We start from the raw sequence: 18,935 nt of genomic DNA, 5'->3' as shown, positions 1-18,935 counted from the left end.
CATCAGCGCTTACCCAATAAGCGCTAGCTGCATTTTCAAAGCTCATTCCTGCACCTCGGGCTGCTGGGTGCCCACGCGCTGCATCCAGTTGTAGAGGATGAAGCACAGCAGCAGGATGATGAAGAAGTAGATCAGCGAAAACGCCGCCGCCGGCCCCAGGTCGAACTGGCCCACGGCCTTGGTCGTGAGGTACTGGCTGAGGAAGGTGGTCGCATTGCCCGGCCCGCCGCCCGTCAGCACAAACGGCTCGGTATAGATCATGAAACTGTCCATGAAGCGCAGCAGCACCGCGATCATCAGCACGCCGCGCATCTTGGGCAGCTGGATGTAGCGGAACACCGCAAACTTGCTGGCGCCGTCGATGCGCGCGGCCTGGTAGTAAGCGTCGGGGATCGAGCGCAGCCCGGCAAATGCCAGCAGCGCCACCAGCGGGGTCCAGTGCCATACGTCCATCAGCAGCACCGTCAGCCAGGCCTGTGTGGCGTTGCCGGTGTAGCTGTATTCAATGCCGATCTCTTGCAGCATGCGGCCCATGAGCCCGATGTCGGCCCGGCCATAGATCTGCCAGATGGTGCCCACCACGTTCCACGGGATCAGCAGCGACAGGGCCACCACCACCAGCACGGCGGACGACTTCCAACCCTGGGCGGGCATGGACAGGGCCAGCGCGATACCGAGCGGAATCTCCACCGCCAGCACCGACAGCGAGAACGTGATCTGCCGCCACAGCGCGGCATGCAGCTCCTCGTCGCGCATCACGGCGGCAAACCATTCGGTGCCGACGAACACGCGCCGCTCGGGCGAGATAATGTCCTGCACCGAGTAGTTCACCACCGTCATCAACGGCAGGATGGCCGAGAAGGCCACGCAGATGATGACCGGCAGGATCAGGAACCAGGCCTTCTGGTTCACGGGCTTGGTCGTCGTGCTCATTGGAAACCTCCGTGCTGCGCACTGCGGTGCTGAGCGCCTTCGGGCGGCCGGGCGGCGCTCATGGGGTGACCTCCGCGGCCAGCAATTGTTCGTTTTGATAGAAGCAGGTGTGCTCGCCGAGCACTTGCAGCCACACCGCGTCGCCCGCCGAGGGCAAGCGCGTCTCCGGCGTGAAGCGCGCCTTGAGCGTGTGCTCACCCACCTTGGCGGTCAGCATCAGGTAGGTGCCGATGTCCTGCACCTGCACCACGGTGCAGGGCAGCGCGCCGGCTTGGTTTGGCTCGGCCAACGCCAGGTACTCGGGCCGCACGCCCACTTGCAGCGCGCCTGCGGGCAACGCCCGAGTGGCCGGCAGGGCCAGCCGATGGTCCGCCACCGACAGGTCTGCGCCATCGCGCTGGGCCGGCAGAAAGTTCATGCCCGGCGAGCCAATGAAATGGCCCACGAAGGTGTGTGCAGGCCGCTCGAACAATGCATCGGCCGAGCCCACCTGCACCGCCTTGCCGCGCGTCATCACCACCACCTGGTCGGCAAAGGTCAGTGCCTCGACCTGGTCATGCGTCACATAGATCAGCGTGAGCTTGAGCTCGTGGTGAATCTGCTTGAGCTTGCGGCGCAGCTGCCACTTGAGGTGCGGGTCGATCACCGTGAGCGGCTCGTCGAAGAGCACCGCCGCCACGTCCGCGCGCACCAGGCCGCGGCCGAGCGAAATCTTCTGCTTGGCGTCGGCCGCCAGGCCCGCCGCGCGCTGGTTGAGCTGGCCGCTCATTTCCAGCATCTCGGCGATCACGCCCACGCGCTGCTTGATCTGGTCCTCGGGCACCTTGCGGTTGCGCAATGGGAACGCCAGGTTCTCGGCCACGGTCATGGTGTCGTAGATCACCGGGAACTGGAACACCTGGGCGATGTTGCGCTCCTGCGGGCTGGCACGGGTCACGTCACGCCCGTCGAACAGTACCTTGCCATGCGACGGCACGAGCAGGCCCGACATGATGTTGAGCATGGTGGTCTTGCCGCAGCCCGAGGGGCCGAGCAGCGCGTAGGCGCCGCCGTCCTCGAACTCCATTGTCAAAGGCATCAAAGCGTAGTCGCTGTCCTGCTGCGGATTCGGCTTGTACGAATGCGCGAGATCCAAACTGATGCGGGCCATCTCAACGCCCTCCTTGTACGGCGCGGTGTCGCGCGGGCGCCCAAACCAGGCGGCCGTCGGCGCCAAACACGTAGGCCTGCGACGGGTCCAGATGCAGCGTGATGGCCGCCCCCAATTCAAAGTAATGCACGCCGGTCAGCTGCGCGACCAGGTCGCCCCACGGCGTGGATGCGTGCACGAAGGTGTCGGACCCCGAAATCTCGGCCAGCTCCACCGTGCCGTTCACGCCTGCGTCGCCGGGACGGGCGTGAACGCGCAGCGCACTGGCGCGCACGCCCACGGTGACGCCACCCGCCGCCGCACCCTGGGGCAGCGGGATCGACAGCACCGTGCCACCCGGAAGCTGCACCCCCTGCGCGGCCACCGTGGCGGGCAGCAGATTCATCGGCGGATCGCTAAAGGCGCGCGCCACGCGCAGCGAATTGGGCGCGTGGAAGACCTCGGCCGTGGGGCCGTACTGCAGCAGCTGCCCTTCGTCGAGCACCGCGGTGTAGCCGCCCAGCAGCAGGGCCTCGCCCGGCTCGGTCGTGGCATAGACCACCGTGGACTGCCCTGCGGCAAACAGTTGCGTGAGTTCTTCGCGCAGCTCTTCGCGCAGCTTGTAGTCCAGGTTCACCAGGGGTTCATCGAGCAGCATCAGCGGCGCGCCCTTGGCCAAAGCACGGGCCAGTGCCACGCGCTGCTGCTGCCCGCCCGACAGCTCGGCCGGATAGCGGTCCAGGAACATGTCGATGTGCAGGCGGCTGGCGATCTCGCGCACCCGGGCCTCGATGTTCTTTTCGCCGCGCAGCTTGAGCGGCGACGCAATGTTGGCCGCCACCTTCATCGAGGGGTAGTTGATGAACTGCTGATACACCATGGCCACATTGCGGTCGCGCACCGGCATGCCGGTCACATCCACGCCGTCGACTGTCACGCGGCCTGCCGTGGGGGTGTCCAGCCCGGCCATGATGCGCATCAGGCTGGTCTTGCCCGCCTGCGTGGCACCCAGCAACACCGTGACGGCGCCGCTGTGCAGCGCCAGGCTCATGTCATGAAGCCAGGTCTGCGGTCCTACCTTTTTGCTGATGCTGTCCAGTGCCAGCTGCATCACGCAACCTTTCTAGTAGGCCCCTCCCGGGGCCGTAGGGATCTGGCGCCGACTGCGCACGCAGTCCGACACCTCGTTTTCGATTGCGTTCATTTTTGTTCTTTTCTGATCGTATTGAATCAAGGTTTACCCTTAATGAGTTCCTTTTTGTTCGATTTAAAGTATCCGCACCCCATAGCCAATTAATACGCGTGAATACGAATCCTCGACAACTGCTGCTGCTGGAAGAAGTCCGCGCGCGCAAATCTGCCACGGTCGAGCAACTGGCCGATACCCTCGGCGTGACGCTGCAGACCGTGCGCCGCGACGTGCAGCGCCTGGCCGAATCCGGGCTGCTCACGCGTTTTCATGGCGGCGTGCGTGTGCCCAGCTCCACCGTGGAGAACCTGGCCCACACCCAGCGCGAAACGCTGCATGCCGAGGGCAAAGCGCGCATTGCCCGCGCCGTGGCGAGCCAGGTGCCCAACGACTGTTCGCTGATCCTGAACATCGGCACCACCACCGAAGCCATTGCCAAGGCCTTGCTGCACCACCGCGGCCTGCGCGTGATCACCAACAACCTCAATGTGGCCGCCATCCTGAGCGGCAACCCCGAGTGCGAAGTCATCGTGGCCGGCGGCGTGGTGCGCACCCGCGACCGCGGCATCGTGGGCGAGGCGGCGGTGGACTTCATCCGGCAGTTCAAGGTCGACATCGCGCTCATCGGCATCTCGGGCGTGGAGCCCGACGGCTCGCTGCGCGACTTCGACTACCGCGAGGTGAAGGTCGCACAAACCATCATCGAACAGTCGCGCGAGGTCTGGCTGGCGGCCGACCACAGCAAGTTCAACCGCCCGGCAATGGTGCAGCTGGCCACGCTGGCGCAGATCGACCGCCTGTTCACCGACGCGCCGCCGCCGGAGCCCTTCCCCGCGCTTTTGCAGGACGCCGAAGTCATCTGTACTGTCGCCGCATGAATCAGGACAACCCCCTGTGGCGCTTCGCGCCTTCCCCCTTCTCTCGAATTGCTGCGCAATTCGGGAAGGGGGACACCGCCAGCGCGGCGGGGCGGCCCTTGCGCGGCGGTCGCTGGCTGGAGCAGCGCCCGTTCATGGGCCGGCTATCCAACTCAAGGGCCAACCCAACGGCCTGACATAACCTGCTTACCTATGACCTACCTGCTCGCACTCGACCAAGGCACCTCCAGCTCCCGCAGCATCGTCTTTGACGAGCAGGGCCACATCGTGGCGCAGGCGCAGCTGGAGCTGCCGCAGATCTACCCCCAGCCCGGCTGGGTGGAGCACGACCCACTGGAAATCTGGCGCACCCAGCTGGCTACGGCGCGCGATGCGTTGGCCAAGGCCGGCATTGCCGCCAGTGCCGTGCGCGCCGTGGGCATCACCAACCAGCGCGAGACCACCGTGCTGTGGAACCGCAAGACTGGCCAACCCGTGCACCACGCCATCGTGTGGCAGGACCGGCGCGCCGAACCCGCCTGCGCCCAGCTGCGCAGCCAGGGCCACGCGGCCACCATCCAGGCCAAGACCGGGCTGCTGGTGGATGCGTATTTCTCGGGCACCAAGCTGCAGTGGCTGCTGGACCACGTGCCCGGCGCGCGCGATGCGGCCGAGCGCGGCGAGCTGGCCTTTGGCACGGTGGACAGCTGGCTGATGTGGAAGCTCACCCACGGACAGGTGCATGTGACGGACGTGAGCAACGCCTCGCGCACCATGCTGTTCAACGTGCACACCAACCAGTGGGACGATGAGCTGCTGGCGCTGCTGCGGATCCCCAGATCGCTGATGCCCGAGGTACAGCCATCAAGCTCGCACTTTTGCGACATCGCCGCCGACCTGCTGGGCCACGCCGCGCCCGTGGGCGGTGTGGCAGGCGACCAGCAAAGCGCGCTGTTCGGCCAGGCCTGTTTTACCGCCGGCATGGCCAAGAACACCTATGGCACGGGGTGCTTCATGCTGATGCACACGGGCAGCAAGTTCCAGACCTCGCAGAACGGCCTGCTCACCACCAGCGCGGCGCAGACCGGGACAACGCCCGAGTTCGCAATGGAAGGCAGCGTCTTCGTCGGCGGCGCCGTGGTGCAGTGGCTGCGCGACGGCCTGCGCGCCATCTCGACCAGCAGCGAGGTCGAATCGCTGGCGCAAAGCGTGCCGGATTCGGGCGGCGTGATGATGGTGCCCGCCTTCACCGGCCTGGGCGCCCCGTACTGGAAGCCCGACTCGCGCGGCACCATCACGGGCCTCACGCGCGGCACCACGCTGGGCCACATTGCCCGCGCCGCCCTGGAGAGCATTGCCTATCAAAGCTCCGCCCTGCTCCTGGCCATGAGCCGTGATGCCGTGGCCGCTGGCGGCGCACCGGTCAGCGAGCTGCGCGTGGACGGCGGTGCCTGCATCAACGACCTGCTCATGCAGTTCCAGGCCGACCTGCTGGGCATCCCGGTGGTGCGCCCTGCGGTCATCGAGACCACTGCGCTGGGCGCCGCCTACCTGGCAGGGCTGTCGAGCGGCGTGTACCGCAGCACCGACGAACTCTCGCAACTGTGGCGCGCCGATCGCCGCTTTGTGCCGACCCTGAGCAACGCGCGTGCCCAGGAGCTGATGGCGAACTGGGAACATGCCGTGCGGCAAACGACAGCGGCGTGAGATAGGGGACGCGCCCCTGAGTCGCCTCCGGCGCCTAGGCACAGCCGCCAGGGGCGGGGGTTCTTCGGGCACGTCAATGGCACATGCCGGGCCCCGCCCGCAACGAGGGCGGCTTCGCACGGTTCGGCGCTACCATCGTGGCCCGTTCACATTCGCGCGACCGCCCCATGACCGCCCCCACTTCCGCAACCGCCAGCCCACAACTCCCTACCATCGCCTTCATCGGCGGCGGCAACATGGCCAGCGCCATCATTGGCGGGCTGATCCACCAAGGCCACCCGGCCAGCCAGATCGAGGTGGTCGAACCCTGGGCCGAGGCGCGCGACGCGCTGCGCAAGAACTACGGCATTGAAGCCCAGCCTGAAGCCGGGCCCGCCTTGCAGCGCGCGCGCATCGTGGTCTGGGCCGTCAAGCCCCAGACCTTCAAGGACGCCGCTGCCCAAGCGAAGGCCCACACAACAAACGCCCTGCACCTCAGCGTGGCCGCCGGCATCCGCTCGGGCAGCATTGCCCAATGGCTGGGCACCGAGCGCATCGTGCGCACCATGCCCAATACACCGGCCCTGGTGGGCAAGGGCATGAGCGCGCTGTATGCCCGCCCTGCGGTGGACGCGATCGAGCGCGAGAGCGTGGAGGCCATCATGGCGTCCACCGGCGAGTTCCTGTGGGTGGACAGCGAACCCCAGCTCGACGCCGTCACCGCCCTGTCGGGCTCGGGCCCCGCCTATGTGTTCTATTTCCTCGAAGCCATGACACGCGCCGGCATGGGCATGGGCCTCTCCAACGCACAGGCACACCAGCTGGCCGTGGGGACCTTTGTGGGGGCGTCAGAACTGGCCCGCCGCTCCGAGGAGCCGCCGGCCATGCTGCGCCAGCGCGTCACGTCCAAGGGCGGCACGACTTACGCAGCCTTGCAGTCCATGGAAGCGGATGGCGTGGGGGCCGCTTTCGAGCGCGCCATGGAAGCCGCGCGCAAGCGGGCCGATGAACTGGGGGATGAATTTGGGGCGTGAACGTTGGGGGGCAGAGAGGTTCGTTGCAGCCCCCTAGCCCCGGCACGCGGAGGGCCCCGGCCGCCAGGCGACGCAGCCAGCGCCCGTTATCCGCGTGACTCAATATCCAGCCCGTGCCTGCGGGCACTTCGCCTTGCTGGCAGGTTTGATCTCCACCACCTGCCAACTGGCATCCAGCATCCAGGCACTGGTCCGTTTGCGCGTGATCTGCTGGCCTTTGCCCAGGCTGCTGACATTGACCGCGATGGCCTTGTCAGATTTTCCGTAGCGGCATTCCACCTCAAACTCCAGGCCTTCCCTGGCGCTGACCGTTGGCAAGGGAACCTCCACCAGCTTCAACGGCGGTTTGGCCAATTCGGCGGGGGGCATGCTGTCGTAGGCGCTGCTGGCGTCCACCACAAACCCTGCACGCGAAAAATGCTCCAGGCCACTGGCAGGCGCAGCGCCGCCGGATGAGCGCACCCAGAACCCCGCGCTCTTGCCCGCCACGGTGTCCGACGACAGTGGCGCCCACTGCTGGCGCAATTCTTTGCGCGACGGCAACGCTGCGCTGGCGGGTGCGGATGCCATTGCAGGGACAGCCGCCGCGGCAGGCGCCGCCGCAGCCATGGCTTTTGGGGCCGGTGCTGCCTTCGCTGCAGGCGCGGCGGCTTCCTCGCTCTGGAACTTGTACTTGCCGTCAAACGGCACATCCCCCCAGGCACTGGCACAGGCCTCGACATGCAACTGCATGCCCCCCGCTGCGCGCTTCAAGGTCATCGTGCAACGGCCTTCGCGAAAATCCCAGCCGCCAGGCGCGTCGGCCAACTTGCCTTCGCCAGCGCCACTGCGCAATTGGCCCGGCTTGCCCATCTCGGACACCTCCAGCGTGAACTTGCCGTTGGATTTGACGGTGAGCAACCGCTCAAAACGGCTGTCGCTGGCCTCATAGACACCCGCTTTGGGGTAAGGGCTGTAGTCGGCCGCCAACACGGGCGCCGTCAGACACGACAGCACCACGCCCACGGACAAGAAACGCAGGGCACGCGCAGTGTTTGTTTTGTTTTTCATGCTGCCAGGGAGAAGGAGTTTTTATGATCAGGGACACACGCCGCACGCCCAACGCTGCGGCAGGCAGTGTCGCCCTGCGGCGGGCTTTCCATTGCGCTGCCGTGCGGCGGCGCGATCTTACCGACCGGGGTGCGATCTTTGGGGCTCCTTGGCACAATCGCTCGGCCATGTCACAACTCTTACATCCCTTTGAAGCCTGGCACCACACTTCATGCGCTGCCGACAGCACCGTGGTGGTTCCGGATGGTTGCCGTGACCTGATCCTGCATGCCCTCCCCCACCAACCGTCCACCTGGTTTGTGACCGATCTTGCGGACAGCACCTACACCGTGCCCGGCACGGTGGGCGAGTGCTACTGGGGGTTTCGCATGCAGCCGGGCACGCAGGTAGATGCAGAGCGCCTGCTGGCCCTGCTGCAGAGCCAAACCATGAACGAACCCCACGATGCCCTGCCGTTGCTGCACGACTGCATGGCGCTGGATACGCGGGTGGCCGATGCCCTGCAAAGCCTGGCGCGCCACAGCCAGGTGGCCCAGGCAGCGCGGCAACTGGGCGTGTCGGAGCGCACCCTGCAACGGCTGGTGCAGGCCGCAACCGGCCGTGCGCCGGCCTATTGGAAGTGCCTGGCCCGCGTGCGCCGTGCTGCGCAGGCGTTGCCGAGGGCCCCGTCGCTCGCGGAGTGCGCAGCGGACCATGGCTACACCGACCAGGCCCACATGACGCGCGAATTTGGTCGCTGGCTGGGCCGCACGCCCGCAGCGGTGGTGGCTTCGCCGCAGTGGCTGGCGGCTATTGGCGCTTCTGGCTATTGCTGATGGAGCACGCCAATCCCAGGTAGTGGGACACCTGCTTGGCGGTGAGATCTTCTACCGTGCGCAATTTGATATGCCTGCGCTGTTTTCCCGCCCCCTCCAGCACCTTGAATGCATCCGGGAGCTGGGCGCCGTCGCCAAACTCCAGCGACACATGCTGGGTGTACGCAAACAGGCCACAAAAGGGCTGGGGTGCCGAGAAGAGGATGCCGCCGTATTTGACCTCCTCGCGCACATCGAGCCCCAGGCCAAGAACAAGGGCACGCGCGCCCTGCAGCAAGCCGTGTTGCTCTGGATGGTGCTGCTGGATGTCCAGCAGTAGTTGATGGACGCGGTCTTCGGCCATGGATGGAGAGGTGCGATAAGGGGTTTGAATGAAAGATGCCGACTGGCTGGAGGCTCTGAGGCAATGTAGCGAAGGGCGTGGAAACCGGCTTGTAAAAACCCGCCACCAAATCGCTGACCAGCCCGGCCCGCACGCCGCAGTCAGCCCGTCACACCCAGCCACCGCAGCAGATAGCTGCCCGCAATGCCCGCAAACACCGTGGCGCCCAGCCAGTGGTTCACGCGGAATGCCTTGAAACACCCTTCGCGCGAGCGCGTGCGGATCAGCGTGAAATGCCACAGCACCTGCGCCAAGGCTACGGCTAACGCTACATAAAAAATAGCACCCAACGCATACCCATCAAGCGCCATAACCCAAATTGACAAGAAAAGCAGATAGAACACCACAATGGCGGCCACATCCAGACGGCCCAGGGTGATGGCCGAGGTCTTGATGCCGATCCGGAGGTCATCGTCGCGGTCCACCATCGCGTATTCGGTGTCATAGGCCAGCACCCAGAACAGGTTGCCCAGCCACATCCACCAAGCCACGGCAGGCACGCTGCCCTGCACGGCGGCAAACGCGATCACGATGCCGAAGTTGAACGCGATGCCCAGCACCGCCTGCGGCATGGCGATGATGCGTTTGGTAAAGGGATAGGCAATGGCCACCAGCACGGCGGGCACCGACCAGGCAATGGCGGCGGTGTTGGTGGTGAGCACCAGGCCAAACGCCAGCAGCGCCAGCACGGCCCCCAGGGCCAGCGCCTCCTTCACGCCCACCGCGCCTGTAGTCACGGGGCGCTGTGCGGTGCGCTTGACGTGTTTGTCGAAGTCGCGGTCGGCCACGTCGTTCACGCAGCAGCCGGCGCTGCGCATGAGGATGGTGCCCAACACGAACACCACCAGCAAATGCCAGCCCGGGAATCCGTCGGCCGCGATCCACAGGGCGGAGAGCGTGGGCCACAGGCACACCAGCCAGCCGGCGGGACGGTCCCAGCGGATGAGATCAAGGTACAGGGCGAAGCGGCTGCGCGGGGTGACGGACGGCATGCGTTGGCGAGTGCGGAAGGGTTATAAAACCCGCCAAACGTGCGGGCGCACCGAATGTAGCAGCAGAGTCTCCCATGCCCACCCACCGGGCGGGCATGGCTTGGAAGCGGCTAAAGGAGGCGCGCGACCACCGGCGTCAACGCCTGCGCCAGCCGCGCATGCTGGTCTGCATCCAGGTGTACACCGTCCACCGGGCTGGCCGTGACCACCTGGCCCGCATCCAGGAAATGGCAGTCCATCGTGCGGGCAACCTGTTCCAGGGCGGCTGCCATGCCGACGCACCGCAGGTCGCCTCCCTCGAACTTGGGCGTGACCGCGCCGTGCGCCACCGTGATGGGCGGCGGCGCCACCACCAGGATGGGCGGCACCGGCATGCCGGGCTCGATGGGCGCCTGTCGGATGGCCGCCACGATCGCGGCCAGCCCCTGCGACGAATGCCAGGCACTGTTCTGGTGGCTGGACTGGAAGTCGTTGGTGCCCAGCATGAGCACCACCAGTGCCAGCGGGGAGTGGATTTCGATGCGCTGCGCCAAGCCCTGAAGGCCATTGCGGCCGGGCTTGAACGGGTCGTCCCACACGGTGCGCCGACCGTTGAGGCAGTCTTCGATCACCCGCACCTCACGCCCCTGCTCAAGCAGGGCCAGCTCCATGGCACCGGGCCAGCGCTGCCCAAACGGCAGGCGCTGGCGGGTGCCCGGCACGATGCCCCACGACAGGGAGTCGGCGTACACCAATACGTGCTGCACCCCGGTGCCTCACTCTTCCAGCAGCGAGCGCAACATCCAGGCCGTCTGCTCGTGCACCGTGAGGCGCTGGGTCAACAGGTCGGCGGTAGGCTCGTCGCTGGCCTTGTCGGCCAGCGGGAACAGGCTGCGGGCGGTGCGGGCCACGGCCTCATGGCCTTCGACCAGCACCCGCACCATGTCCAGCGCCTTCGGAGGCTTGGCCGGCGCGTCGGGCACCGTGGCCAGCTTGCCGAACTCGGCGTACGAGCCGGGGGCCACATGGCCCAGCGAGCGGATGCGCTCGGCAATCGGGTCCACCGCGTTCCACAGCTCGGTGTACTGCGCCATGAACATGGTGTGCAGCGTGTTGAACATGGGGCCTGTCACGTTCCAGTGGAAGTTGTGCGTGGTCAGGTACAGCGTGTAGGTGTCGGCCAGCAGGCGCGACAGGCCCTGGGCGATGGCGGCGCGGTCTTTTTCGCTGATGCCGATGTTGATGGTGGGGGCGGTGGTCTTGGAGGCCTTGGCCATGGAAAGCTCCTTCGTTGGGATGGCGGTCAATCGATGGAATCCGCCGTGCGCCGTGGTCCGGAAGGCTCCGGAGCCGCGGCGCACGGCGGCTGGTGGTCACTGTAGCGCAGGCGCCAAAGCCATCACTGCATCTGGCTCAAATTCCCGATGCGCACCAGCATCTCGGTGAACATCTGCATGTCCGCGTCCAGGTCCACCACTTCCTTGAACTCCTTGGCGTTGTGGGCCGTGTACTTCTTGCCGGGCATGGCGGGGCCGAAGTTGATGGCGTTGGGCATGAGCTTGGCCGTGGTGCTGCCGGCCGTGGGCACGGGCTTGGCTTCCAGGCCCGTGGTGTCACCAAAGGTGTTGAGCAGCGTGGAGAGCCAGGCGCCCTTGGGGTCGCGGGCCATCCAGTTGCCCTGTTGGTGGTCCACCTCCACCGCCACGCCGGCCTGGGTGCCCCAGGCCTTGATCTTGGCCGACGTGGCCTGCGAGAGCGCCTCGGGCGTGCTGCCGCGGGGCATGCGCACGTTCACCAGCACATCGACCTTGCCATCCTTCTCGCGCACGAGGTTGGGGGACATCGTCAGCGGGCCCATGAAGTCGTCGGCATACGCCAGGCCCAGCGTGCGGCCCAGGTAGTCGGTGCCGTACAGGTCGGTGAGGTAACGCACGGCCTGCGCGTAGCCATTGGGGGCCAGCGCCACGCCCGACTCCTTGAGGAACAGCGCCAGGCGCGGCAGCGGGTTCACGCCTTCTTCAGGGCGGGAGCCGTGGGCGGATGCGCCAGTGACCTTGACCTGCACGGCGGCGCCGTCTTGCGTGACGTCGATGCTGAAGACCCCGCCCTGTGGCTTGTATTTCTCGACGAACGCAGCCTTGGCGGCGTTCAGGCGCGCAGCCACATCGGCAGTGTTGCCGCCTTGCAGCTTGGCCGTGGCGGTCTGCGGCACGGCGTTGGTCGATGCGGCGCCGGCCATGGCGGTGATGGCGGTGGCGCTGGCACTGGCCACCGATCCCAGCGCGAACGAGGCACGCAGCGCGCCGGAGCCCTTCTCGGCCACCACGGCGGGGTACTTGCTGTCGAGCACGATGTTGTACTCAGGCAGCGTGGTCTTGGCGCGGTAGTACTTCATCGCGTCGCCGCCGGTTTCTTCCGTCGTCTCGATCATGAGGCGGATCGTGCGCGACAGCGGCAGGCCACTTTCCTTCACCGCCTTCATCGCGTAGAGCACGGTGGCGATCGATCCCTTGTCGTCGATCGAGCCCCGGCCGTACAGGTTGCCACCCACGCGCGTCAGCTTGAAGGGGTCCAGGCGCGTGCCATCGTCCAGCACCCATTCGTCGGCCACCACGGGCACCACGTCGGCGTGCGTGAGGATGCCAAACTCCTCGGTGCCGCTGCCGGGCAGCTTCACTTCAAAGACACGGTTGTCCACGTTGCGGTACTGCAGGCCAAAATCGCGGGCCATGCCCTCCACCAGCGCACCGAAGGCAATGATGGACTTGTCTTCGTGTGGCGGCACCTTCTCGGACCGGAACGTGGGGAGCGCCACCATCTTGGCGGTGGTGTCGATCACTGCCGCCTGGTTGTGCAGGCGGTTGTACAGACCGAGCAGACGGCTGATGTTGACCAGGTCGTCCCCCGCCAGCGGCTGCTTGGCCGCATAGGCCGAGACGCTGGCGCGCAGCATCGGGTTCTCGCGGGCGGCCTGGGCCAGGAACTCGCCGAAGCTGCCTTGTGCCGCAGCGGGCAGCGAAGCCACCAGGCGGTCCATGTCGGCCTTCTTGACCGTGCCCGCCACGGGGGCGTGCGAGGAGGGAATGCTGGAACACGCGGCCAGGCCCACGGCCAAGCCGGCGGCCATCAGGATCTTCTTCATTGATTGCTTTCCTTGGGTTGTGGAGTGCGCATGGCGCTCGCGGGTTGCATGTGGCGCAACCCCGCAGTGCGGGCGGCAGGTTGGTGCCACCCGTGGCGTTTTGTCCTCAGCGACCCTCTACCGCGCCACACGCCATGCGGGCGAAAGTGTAGTCCCGCCAGGCAGACCCAGGAGGGCTCAGGACAGACGTTTCACGCCCGGCAGTTCGCATGCGTACACCGCGTTGCGCAACGCCGCGATGGCCTCGTAGCGCGTGAAGCTGCGCCGCCATGCCAGCACCACGCGGCGCACGGGCGGCGGGCCGCCATCTTCCTCGCGGATGGGCAGGTAGCGGATGTAGGTCTCGTCGCTCTTGCGGCGGCGCGACACGGTGAGCAGCGCATCGCGCGGCACCGACAGGCGCGGCACCAGTGTCACGCCCATGCCCGCCGCCACCATGTGCTTGATGGTCTCCAGCGAAGAGCCTTCGAACGACTTGCGGATGCCCTCGGCATTGCTCGCAAAACGTGCGAATTCGGGGCAGACCTCGAGCACATGGTCGCGAAAGCAGTGGCCCGCGCCAAGCAGCAGCATGGTTTCGCTCTTGAGTTCAGCCGCCGTCACGGACTTCTTGGTCGCCAGCGGATGCGAGCTGGGCACCGCTGCCATGAAAGGTTCGTCATACAGCGGCGCCATGGCCAGCCCCGTGTCCGGGAAGGGCTCGGCCAGAATGGCGCAATCGATCTCGCCCGTGCGCAGCATCTCCAGCAGCTTCACCGTGAAGTTCTCTTGCAGCATCAGCGGCATCTGCGGGTTGCGCACGATCGACTGGCGCACCAGCTCGGGCAGCAGGTAAGGGCCGATGGTGTAGATCACGCCCAGTGTGAGCGGCCCCGCCAGCGGGTCCTTGCCGCGTTTGGCGATCTCCTTGATGGCCGCCGCCTGCTCCAGCACGCTCTGCGCCTGGCGCACGATCTCCTCGCCCAGCGGCGTGACCGAGACCTCGCCCGCGCTGCGCTCAAAGAGCTTCACATCGAGCTCTTCTTCCAGCTTCTTGATGGCCACCGACAGCGTGGGCTGCGATACATAACAGGCGTCGGCCGCATGACCGAAGTGTTTCTCCCGCGCCACGGCAACGATGTACTTGAGTTCGGTGAGGGTCATGGTGTGTTCCAGCAGGCCGTTTCATGCCTTGAGATAGTCGGATTTTCCACCCAACCAGCGCGCCACGTGCTTTGCGGCCAATTCCGGGTGGCGATCCAGCATCACCGGAGCCAGCTCACGCGCCCATTCCAGCAGGTGCGTGTCAGTGGCCAGGTCGGCAAAACGCAGCAGCGCGTCGCCCGACTGGCGTGCGCCCAGGAACTCGCCAGGGCCCCGTATTTCGAGGTCGCGCCGGGCGATTTCGAAGCCATCGTTGGTCTCGGCCATGGCGCGCAGGCGCTCCTTGGCGGTTTCGCCCACACGGCCACTGTCGTTGGTGGCATACAGCAGCACGCAGGCCGATGCGGCCGCACCGCGCCCCACGCGCCCGCGCAGCTGGTGCAGCTGGGAGAGGCCAAAACGCTCGGCATGCTCGATGACCATGAGCGAGGCGTTGGGCACGTCCACGCCGACCTCGATCACGGTGGTGCTCACCAGAACGCCCATCTGGCCGCTGGTGAACAGCGCCATCACGGCCTTCTTCTCGGCCGTGGGCATGCGCGAATGCAACAGCCCGACCATGCAACCCGGCAGGGCTTCGCTCAGATCAGCGTGGGTGGCCGTGGCGTTACTCAGATCCAACGCCTCGCTCTCTTCGATCAGCGGGCACACCCAGTACACCTGCCGCCCGGCCTCCACCTGCGCGCCGATGCGTGCAATCACCTCGTCCTTGCGGCTGTCGGCGATGAGCTTGGTGACGATGGGGGTGCGGCCCGGGGGCAGCTCGTCGATGACGGAGACATCCAGGTCGGCGTAGTAGCTCATGGCCAGCGTGCGCGGGATGGGGGTGGCACTCATCATGAGCATGTGCGGCTCCATACCGTGGGCGGCCAGCTTCTGCCGCAGCGCCAGCCGCTGCGCCACGCCAAAGCGGTGCTGCTCGTCGATGATGGCCAGCGCCAGGTTCTTGAACTGCACCTGCTCCTGGATCACGGCGTGGGTGCCCACCACCAGCGCGGCCTCGCCGCTGGCCACCAGCGCCAGCATGGCGGTGCGGTCCTTCTTTTTCTGCCCGCCCACCAGCCAGGCCACCTTGCGGCCGCGGGCGGCCAGCAGGGGTTCGAGCCAGCCGATCATCTTGGCGAAATGTTGCTCGGCCAGGATTTCGGTGGGCGCCATCAGCGCGCACTGCCAGCCCGCGTCCATGGCCAAACAGGCGGCCAGGGCCGAGACCACCGTTTTGCCCGACCCGACGTCGCCCTGCAGCAGCCGGTGCATGGGCACCTTGCGGGCCAGGTCGGCCGCAATCTCTTCGCCCACGCGGCGCTGCGCCACCGTGAGGCTGAACGGCAGCACGGCCAGCAACTGCTCGTGCAGCGGCAAGGAACCGTCTGCGGCTTTTTGTGCGCGCAACACGGGCGCACGCAGCATGTCGCGCGCGCGGCGCGACTGCTGCTGCGACAGCTGCTGGGCCAGCAGCTCCTCGGCCTTGAGGCGCTGCCACGCGGGGTGGCTGTGGTCTTCCAGCGTCGACAGCGCCACATCGGGCGTGGGGTGGTGCAAAAAAGTGAGCGCCTCGCGCAAGCTGAACAAGCGCTGGAGGCCATTTTGGCTATAAAAACGGGCCAAAGGCGGCTCGGCAGCGGATGGTAAGGTGTCTGACAAATCCACCCGAGCCAGCGCGCCGACCACGGCACGGCGCAGGTAGGGCTGTGGCAAACCGGCGGTGGTGGGGTAGACCGGCGTCAGCGCGGCGGGCAGTTCGCCACCCGCTACGCGAAACGCGGGATGCATCATTTGTCGCCCCCAGAAGCCGCCCTTGATTTCGCCCCGGATGCGCAGGCGCGCACCCACGGCCAGGGTCTTTTGGTGCGAGGGGTAGAAGCTGAAGAAGCGCAGTTCGCACGCCCCGGTGTCGTCCTCCACCTGCACCAGCAACTGGCGGCGCGGGCGCAGCTGAATTTCGCTGGAGGTCACCGTGGCTTCGATCTGCACCATCTGCCCATCGCGCGCATTGGCCAGCGGGGTGATGCGGGTTTCATCTTCATAGCGCAGGGGCAGGTGCAGGGCCAGGTCGATGTCGCGCCGAAGTCCCAGCTTCTGCAGCGCCTTCTGCGCCACCGACGCGCCGCCCTTGACCACGGCAGGAGGTGCCGAAGCCTTGGCGTTGCGGGAAACTCTGGGGGCGGCGGCGGGCATGTAGCGGGTTCTACGAACGGCAGGGACTGGGCAAAAAGGCTACCATGGTTACCGTTGCTCACACCTGAAGGCGGGCGTTTTTTCCGAGCCCAGGGTTCTCGTCATGCTCAAGCGCATCCACATTCAACATCTCACCCTGGGCATGTATCTGCACGAGTTCTGCGGCTCGTGGATGGACCACCCCTTCTGGCGGGCCAAGTTCCTGCTCAAGGAACCCAAGGACCTGGCCCGCATCCAGGCCACGGCGATCCAGGAATGCTGGATTGACACCAGCAAGGGGCTGGACGTGGCGCCCGGCACCGTGTCGGTGTCGCGCGAAGAGGCCGATGCCCAGATTGACACCGACTTCAGCCGCCTGGAGGATCTGCCCCCCCTCAAGGTCACGCTGCCGCCTCCTCCACCGCCGCCGAAGCGGGACCGCAAGCCCACGGACATGGCCAGCGAACTCAAGATGGCCGCCGCCATCTGCGTGAAGTCCAAGCAGGCCGTGGTCTCGATGTTCAATGAGGCCCGCCTGGGCCGCGCGGTGGATTCGGCGGGCGCACAGAGCCTGGTGGAAGAGATTTCGGATTCCGTCACCCGCAATCCAGGCGCGCTCATCAGCCTGGCGCGCCTGAAGACGGCCGACGACTACACCTACATGCATTCGGTGGCCGTGTGCGCGCTCATGGTCGCGCTGGCGCAGCAGCTCAAGCTCAAGGACGAGCAGCAGCGGCTGGCCGGCATGGCGGGCCTGCTGCACGACCTGGGCAAGGCGGCCATTCCGCTGACCGTGCTCAACAAGCCCGGCAAGCTCACCGACCAGGAGTTCACCGTGGTGCGCAGCCACCCGGTGGAGGGCTTTCACATGCTCAAGGAAGGCGGCAACGTGCCCGACGCCGTGCTGGATGCCTGCCTGCACCACCATGAAAAGGTCGATGGGTCGGGCTACCCCAACAAGCTCCAGGGCGACGGCATCAGCGTGATCGCGCGCATGACGGCCGTCTGCGACGTGTACGACGCCATCACCTCCGACCGGCCCTACAAGCGCGGCTGGGACCCCGCCGAGTCGCTGCGCCGCATGGCCGAGTGGACCACGGACCATTTCGACGCCCGCATCTTCCAGGCCTTTGTCAAAAGCATCGGCATCTACCCTGTGGGCTCGCTCGTGCGCCTGACCTCGGGCCGCATCGGCGTGGTCACCGAACAATCGGCCGCCGCGCTCACCGCCCCCACGGTCAAGGTGTTCTTCTCGACCAAGTCCGACCTGCGCATCCCTCCCGAAATGGTGGATCTGTCCGCGCCGCACTGCAACGAAAAAATCGTGGCGCGCGAAGACCCCGACAAGTGGCGCTTTCCGGACCTGACCGAGCTGTGGTCGGGCTTTGCCGAAAAGGTCTGGTAGCCCCATGCCCACGCTGATCACCCTCACGCTGAACCCCGCCCTCGACCTGGCCACCACCACCGGCCACGTTGCGCCCACCCACAAGCTGCGCTGCGGCCCGGTGCAGCGCTTCGCAGGGGGCGGCGGCATCAACGTGGCGCGCGTGCTACACCGCCTGGGCGCCGATGTGCTGGCCTGGGCGCTGGCGGGCGGTGCAGCGGGCGCACAGGTACGGCAGTTGCTGGCCGACGAGGGCGTGCCCACGGTGCTGCAACCCATTGCAGGCGATACGCGCGAGAACTTCTCGGTCGTCGAGACCACCACGGGCCAGGAGTTTCGTTTTGTGCTGCCCGGCCCCACGCTGCAAGCCGCCGAATGGCAGGCCTGCCTGGATGCGCTGACGACACAACTGCCGCCGCCGCGCTGGCTGATCGCCAGCGGCAGCCTGCCGCCCGGCACACTCGAAAACTTCTACGCCCAGCTGGCGCGGGCCCTGTCCGTCCGGGGGGTGCGCGTGGCCATCGACACCTCGGGCCCACCGCTGGCGGCTGCGCTGCAGGCCGGGGTGGCCCTGGTCAAGCCCAGCCTGCGCGAACTGCGCGAGGTGGTGCAGCAACCGCTGGAGCACGCGGCGGACTGGTGCGCCGCCGCCCAGTCGCTGGTGCACAGCGGCGCCGCCGGGATCGTGGCCCTGTCGGTGGGCGAACAAGGTGCCGTGCTGGCCACGCGCGAGGGCGTGTGGCAGGCGCCCGCCCTCAATGTGCCCGCCACCACGGGCACCACGGGCGCGGGCGACTGTTTTCTGGCGGCCCTGGTCTGGGCACTGGACCGGGGCGACGCCCCTGCCGAGGCCCTGCGCTGGGGCGTGGCTGCAGGGGCCGCTGCCCTGCTGCACCCTGGCACGACACTGGCCCAGGCCGACGATGTGCAGCGGCTGGTGCACTGCGTGCCGGCACCGGTGGCGTTCGCCACGCAGCCATAGCGACAGCCATCGCCGCACCCGGCGGGCCTCACAGCCACGTGGGACAATCGCGCCCTCCGCAATTTTTACCTTGGCACGGGC

Annotated in this window: 17 protein-coding genes; 6 read left to right on the top strand and 11 right to left on the bottom strand. The window is 66.8% G+C overall.

Going from position 1 to position 18,935, the window contains the following annotated elements:
- Nucleotides 1-42: 42 nt before the first annotated feature.
- From ASE39_RS22485 to ASE39_RS22475, 3 genes are read right to left on the bottom strand one after another with little or no spacing between them, the layout of a single operon-like run.
- Complete coding sequence (locus tag ASE39_RS22485) at nt 43-933, bottom strand: sugar ABC transporter permease (protein ID WP_010466344.1); 891 nt, start codon at nt 931-933, stop codon at nt 43-45.
- A gap of 58 nt (nt 934-991) precedes the next feature.
- Entirely contained in the window at nt 992-2,083 is a 1,092-nt protein-coding gene (locus tag ASE39_RS22480) for an ABC transporter ATP-binding protein (protein WP_057272679.1), read from the bottom strand.
- A 1-nt stretch (nt 2,084) separates the two neighbouring features.
- Nucleotides 2,085-3,173, bottom strand: coding sequence for an ABC transporter ATP-binding protein (locus tag ASE39_RS22475; RefSeq protein WP_057272603.1), 1,089 nt, complete (start codon nt 3,171-3,173; stop codon nt 2,085-2,087).
- A gap of 191 nt (nt 3,174-3,364) precedes the next feature.
- Here ASE39_RS22475 and ASE39_RS22470 point away from each other — a divergent pair, with 191 nt between their 5' ends.
- From ASE39_RS22470 to proC, 3 genes are all read left to right on the top strand, one after another.
- Nucleotides 3,365-4,129 carry a DeoR/GlpR family DNA-binding transcription regulator gene (locus tag ASE39_RS22470; RefSeq protein ID WP_010466350.1) on the top strand — a complete coding sequence of 255 codons (765 nt, stop codon included), beginning with the start codon at nt 3,365-3,367 and terminating at the stop codon, nt 4,127-4,129.
- 192 nt (nt 4,130-4,321) lie between these two features.
- The gene (gene glpK, locus ASE39_RS22465) at nt 4,322-5,815 is read left to right on the top strand and encodes a glycerol kinase GlpK (protein WP_057272602.1); all 1,494 of its coding nucleotides are present in this window, start codon (nt 4,322-4,324) and stop codon (nt 5,813-5,815) included.
- Nucleotides 5,816-5,982: 167 nt separating this feature from the next.
- On the top strand, nt 5,983-6,828 hold the full coding sequence (proC, locus tag ASE39_RS22460) for a pyrroline-5-carboxylate reductase (RefSeq protein ID WP_057272678.1): 846 nt from the start codon (nt 5,983-5,985) through the stop codon (nt 6,826-6,828).
- 99 nt (nt 6,829-6,927) lie between these two features.
- On the opposite strand, the gene ASE39_RS22455 is transcribed toward proC, so the two are convergent.
- On the bottom strand, nt 6,928-7,878 hold the full coding sequence (locus ASE39_RS22455) for a hypothetical protein (RefSeq protein ID WP_057272601.1): 951 nt from the start codon (nt 7,876-7,878) through the stop codon (nt 6,928-6,930).
- Between the two features lie 167 nt (nt 7,879-8,045).
- Between ASE39_RS22455 and ASE39_RS22450 the strand changes: the two genes are divergently transcribed.
- Nucleotides 8,046-8,693 (top strand): helix-turn-helix domain-containing protein, encoded by a 648-nt coding sequence (locus ASE39_RS22450; RefSeq protein ID WP_158004269.1) that lies wholly within the window; start codon nt 8,046-8,048, stop codon nt 8,691-8,693.
- Here ASE39_RS22450 and ASE39_RS22445 read toward each other — a convergent pair.
- The 7 genes from ASE39_RS22445 to recG all read right to left on the bottom strand — a co-directional run bounded on the left by ASE39_RS22445 (nt 8,668) and on the right by recG (nt 16,509).
- Nucleotides 8,668-9,036 (bottom strand): DUF1801 domain-containing protein, encoded by a 369-nt coding sequence (locus tag ASE39_RS22445; RefSeq protein ID WP_057272599.1) that lies wholly within the window; start codon nt 9,034-9,036, stop codon nt 8,668-8,670. The genes ASE39_RS22450 and ASE39_RS22445 overlap by 26 nt on opposite strands.
- Before the next feature lie 140 nt (nt 9,037-9,176).
- Nucleotides 9,177-10,067, bottom strand: coding sequence for a 4-hydroxybenzoate octaprenyltransferase (ubiA, locus tag ASE39_RS22440; RefSeq protein WP_057272598.1), 891 nt, complete (start codon nt 10,065-10,067; stop codon nt 9,177-9,179).
- A gap of 110 nt (nt 10,068-10,177) precedes the next feature.
- Nucleotides 10,178-10,813 (bottom strand): SGNH/GDSL hydrolase family protein, encoded by a 636-nt coding sequence (locus tag ASE39_RS22435; protein WP_057272597.1) that lies wholly within the window; start codon nt 10,811-10,813, stop codon nt 10,178-10,180.
- A 9-nt stretch (nt 10,814-10,822) separates the two neighbouring features.
- Nucleotides 10,823-11,323, bottom strand: a complete 501-nt coding sequence (locus ASE39_RS22430) for a Dps family protein (RefSeq protein ID WP_010466365.1) — start codon at nt 11,321-11,323, stop codon at nt 10,823-10,825.
- 122 nt (nt 11,324-11,445) lie between these two features.
- A complete protein-coding gene (locus tag ASE39_RS22425) occupies nt 11,446-13,188 on the bottom strand; it encodes a dipeptidase (RefSeq protein ID WP_140426862.1) in 1,743 nt (580 codons plus the stop codon).
- Between the two features lie 177 nt (nt 13,189-13,365).
- Complete coding sequence (locus ASE39_RS22420) at nt 13,366-14,331, bottom strand: LysR substrate-binding domain-containing protein (protein WP_010466369.1); 966 nt, start codon at nt 14,329-14,331, stop codon at nt 13,366-13,368.
- A 21-nt stretch (nt 14,332-14,352) separates the two neighbouring features.
- Nucleotides 14,353-16,509 (bottom strand): ATP-dependent DNA helicase RecG, encoded by a 2,157-nt coding sequence (recG, locus tag ASE39_RS22415; protein WP_057272596.1) that lies wholly within the window; start codon nt 16,507-16,509, stop codon nt 14,353-14,355.
- Nucleotides 16,510-16,612: 103 nt separating this feature from the next.
- Here recG and ASE39_RS22410 point away from each other — a divergent pair, with 103 nt between their 5' ends.
- Nucleotides 16,613-17,893: an HD-GYP domain-containing protein gene (locus ASE39_RS22410; RefSeq protein ID WP_057272595.1), complete on the top strand. Its 1,281-nt coding sequence runs from the start codon at nt 16,613-16,615 to the stop codon at nt 17,891-17,893.
- 4 nt (nt 17,894-17,897) lie between these two features.
- The gene (locus ASE39_RS22405) at nt 17,898-18,854 is read left to right on the top strand and encodes a 1-phosphofructokinase family hexose kinase (protein ID WP_057272594.1); all 957 of its coding nucleotides are present in this window, start codon (nt 17,898-17,900) and stop codon (nt 18,852-18,854) included.
- Nucleotides 18,855-18,935: the final 81 nt, after the last annotated feature.

The sequence above is a fragment of the Acidovorax sp. Root267 genome (genome assembly GCF_001429215.1).
GTDB classification, from domain to species: Bacteria; Pseudomonadota; Gammaproteobacteria; order Burkholderiales; family Burkholderiaceae_C; genus Acidovorax; species Acidovorax radicis.
Note: the sequence above shows the minus strand (reverse complement) of the source record. Positions and strands in the feature narration are given on the sequence as shown.

What these genes read in the sequence shown, in the direction of transcription:
- ASE39_RS22485 (WP_010466344.1), bottom strand. Translation starts at nt 933, where the DNA reads ATGAGCACGACGACCAAGCCCGTGAACCAGAAGGCCTGGTTCCTGATC.
- ASE39_RS22480 (WP_057272679.1), bottom strand. Translation starts at nt 2,083, where the DNA reads ATGGCCCGCATCAGTTTGGATCTCGCGCATTCGTACAAGCCGAATCCG.
- ASE39_RS22475 (WP_057272603.1), bottom strand. Translation starts at nt 3,173, where the DNA reads ATGCAGCTGGCACTGGACAGCATCAGCAAAAAGGTAGGACCGCAGACC.
- glpK (WP_057272602.1), top strand. Translation starts at nt 4,322, where the DNA reads ATGACCTACCTGCTCGCACTCGACCAAGGCACCTCCAGCTCCCGCAGC.
- proC (WP_057272678.1), top strand. Translation starts at nt 5,983, where the DNA reads ATGACCGCCCCCACTTCCGCAACCGCCAGCCCACAACTCCCTACCATC.
- ASE39_RS22455 (WP_057272601.1), bottom strand. Translation starts at nt 7,878, where the DNA reads ATGAAAAACAAAACAAACACTGCGCGTGCCCTGCGTTTCTTGTCCGTG.
- ASE39_RS22450 (WP_158004269.1), top strand. Translation starts at nt 8,046, where the DNA reads ATGTCACAACTCTTACATCCCTTTGAAGCCTGGCACCACACTTCATGC.
- ASE39_RS22445 (WP_057272599.1), bottom strand. Translation starts at nt 9,036, where the DNA reads ATGGCCGAAGACCGCGTCCATCAACTACTGCTGGACATCCAGCAGCAC.
- ubiA (WP_057272598.1), bottom strand. Translation starts at nt 10,067, where the DNA reads ATGCCGTCCGTCACCCCGCGCAGCCGCTTCGCCCTGTACCTTGATCTC.
- ASE39_RS22430 (WP_010466365.1), bottom strand. Translation starts at nt 11,323, where the DNA reads ATGGCCAAGGCCTCCAAGACCACCGCCCCCACCATCAACATCGGCATC.
- ASE39_RS22425 (WP_140426862.1), bottom strand. Translation starts at nt 13,188, where the DNA reads ATGAAGAAGATCCTGATGGCCGCCGGCTTGGCCGTGGGCCTGGCCGCG.
- ASE39_RS22420 (WP_010466369.1), bottom strand. Translation starts at nt 14,331, where the DNA reads ATGACCCTCACCGAACTCAAGTACATCGTTGCCGTGGCGCGGGAGAAA.
- recG (WP_057272596.1), bottom strand. Translation starts at nt 16,509, where the DNA reads ATGCCCGCCGCCGCCCCCAGAGTTTCCCGCAACGCCAAGGCTTCGGCA.
- ASE39_RS22410 (WP_057272595.1), top strand. Translation starts at nt 16,613, where the DNA reads ATGCTCAAGCGCATCCACATTCAACATCTCACCCTGGGCATGTATCTG.
- ASE39_RS22405 (WP_057272594.1), top strand. Translation starts at nt 17,898, where the DNA reads ATGCCCACGCTGATCACCCTCACGCTGAACCCCGCCCTCGACCTGGCC.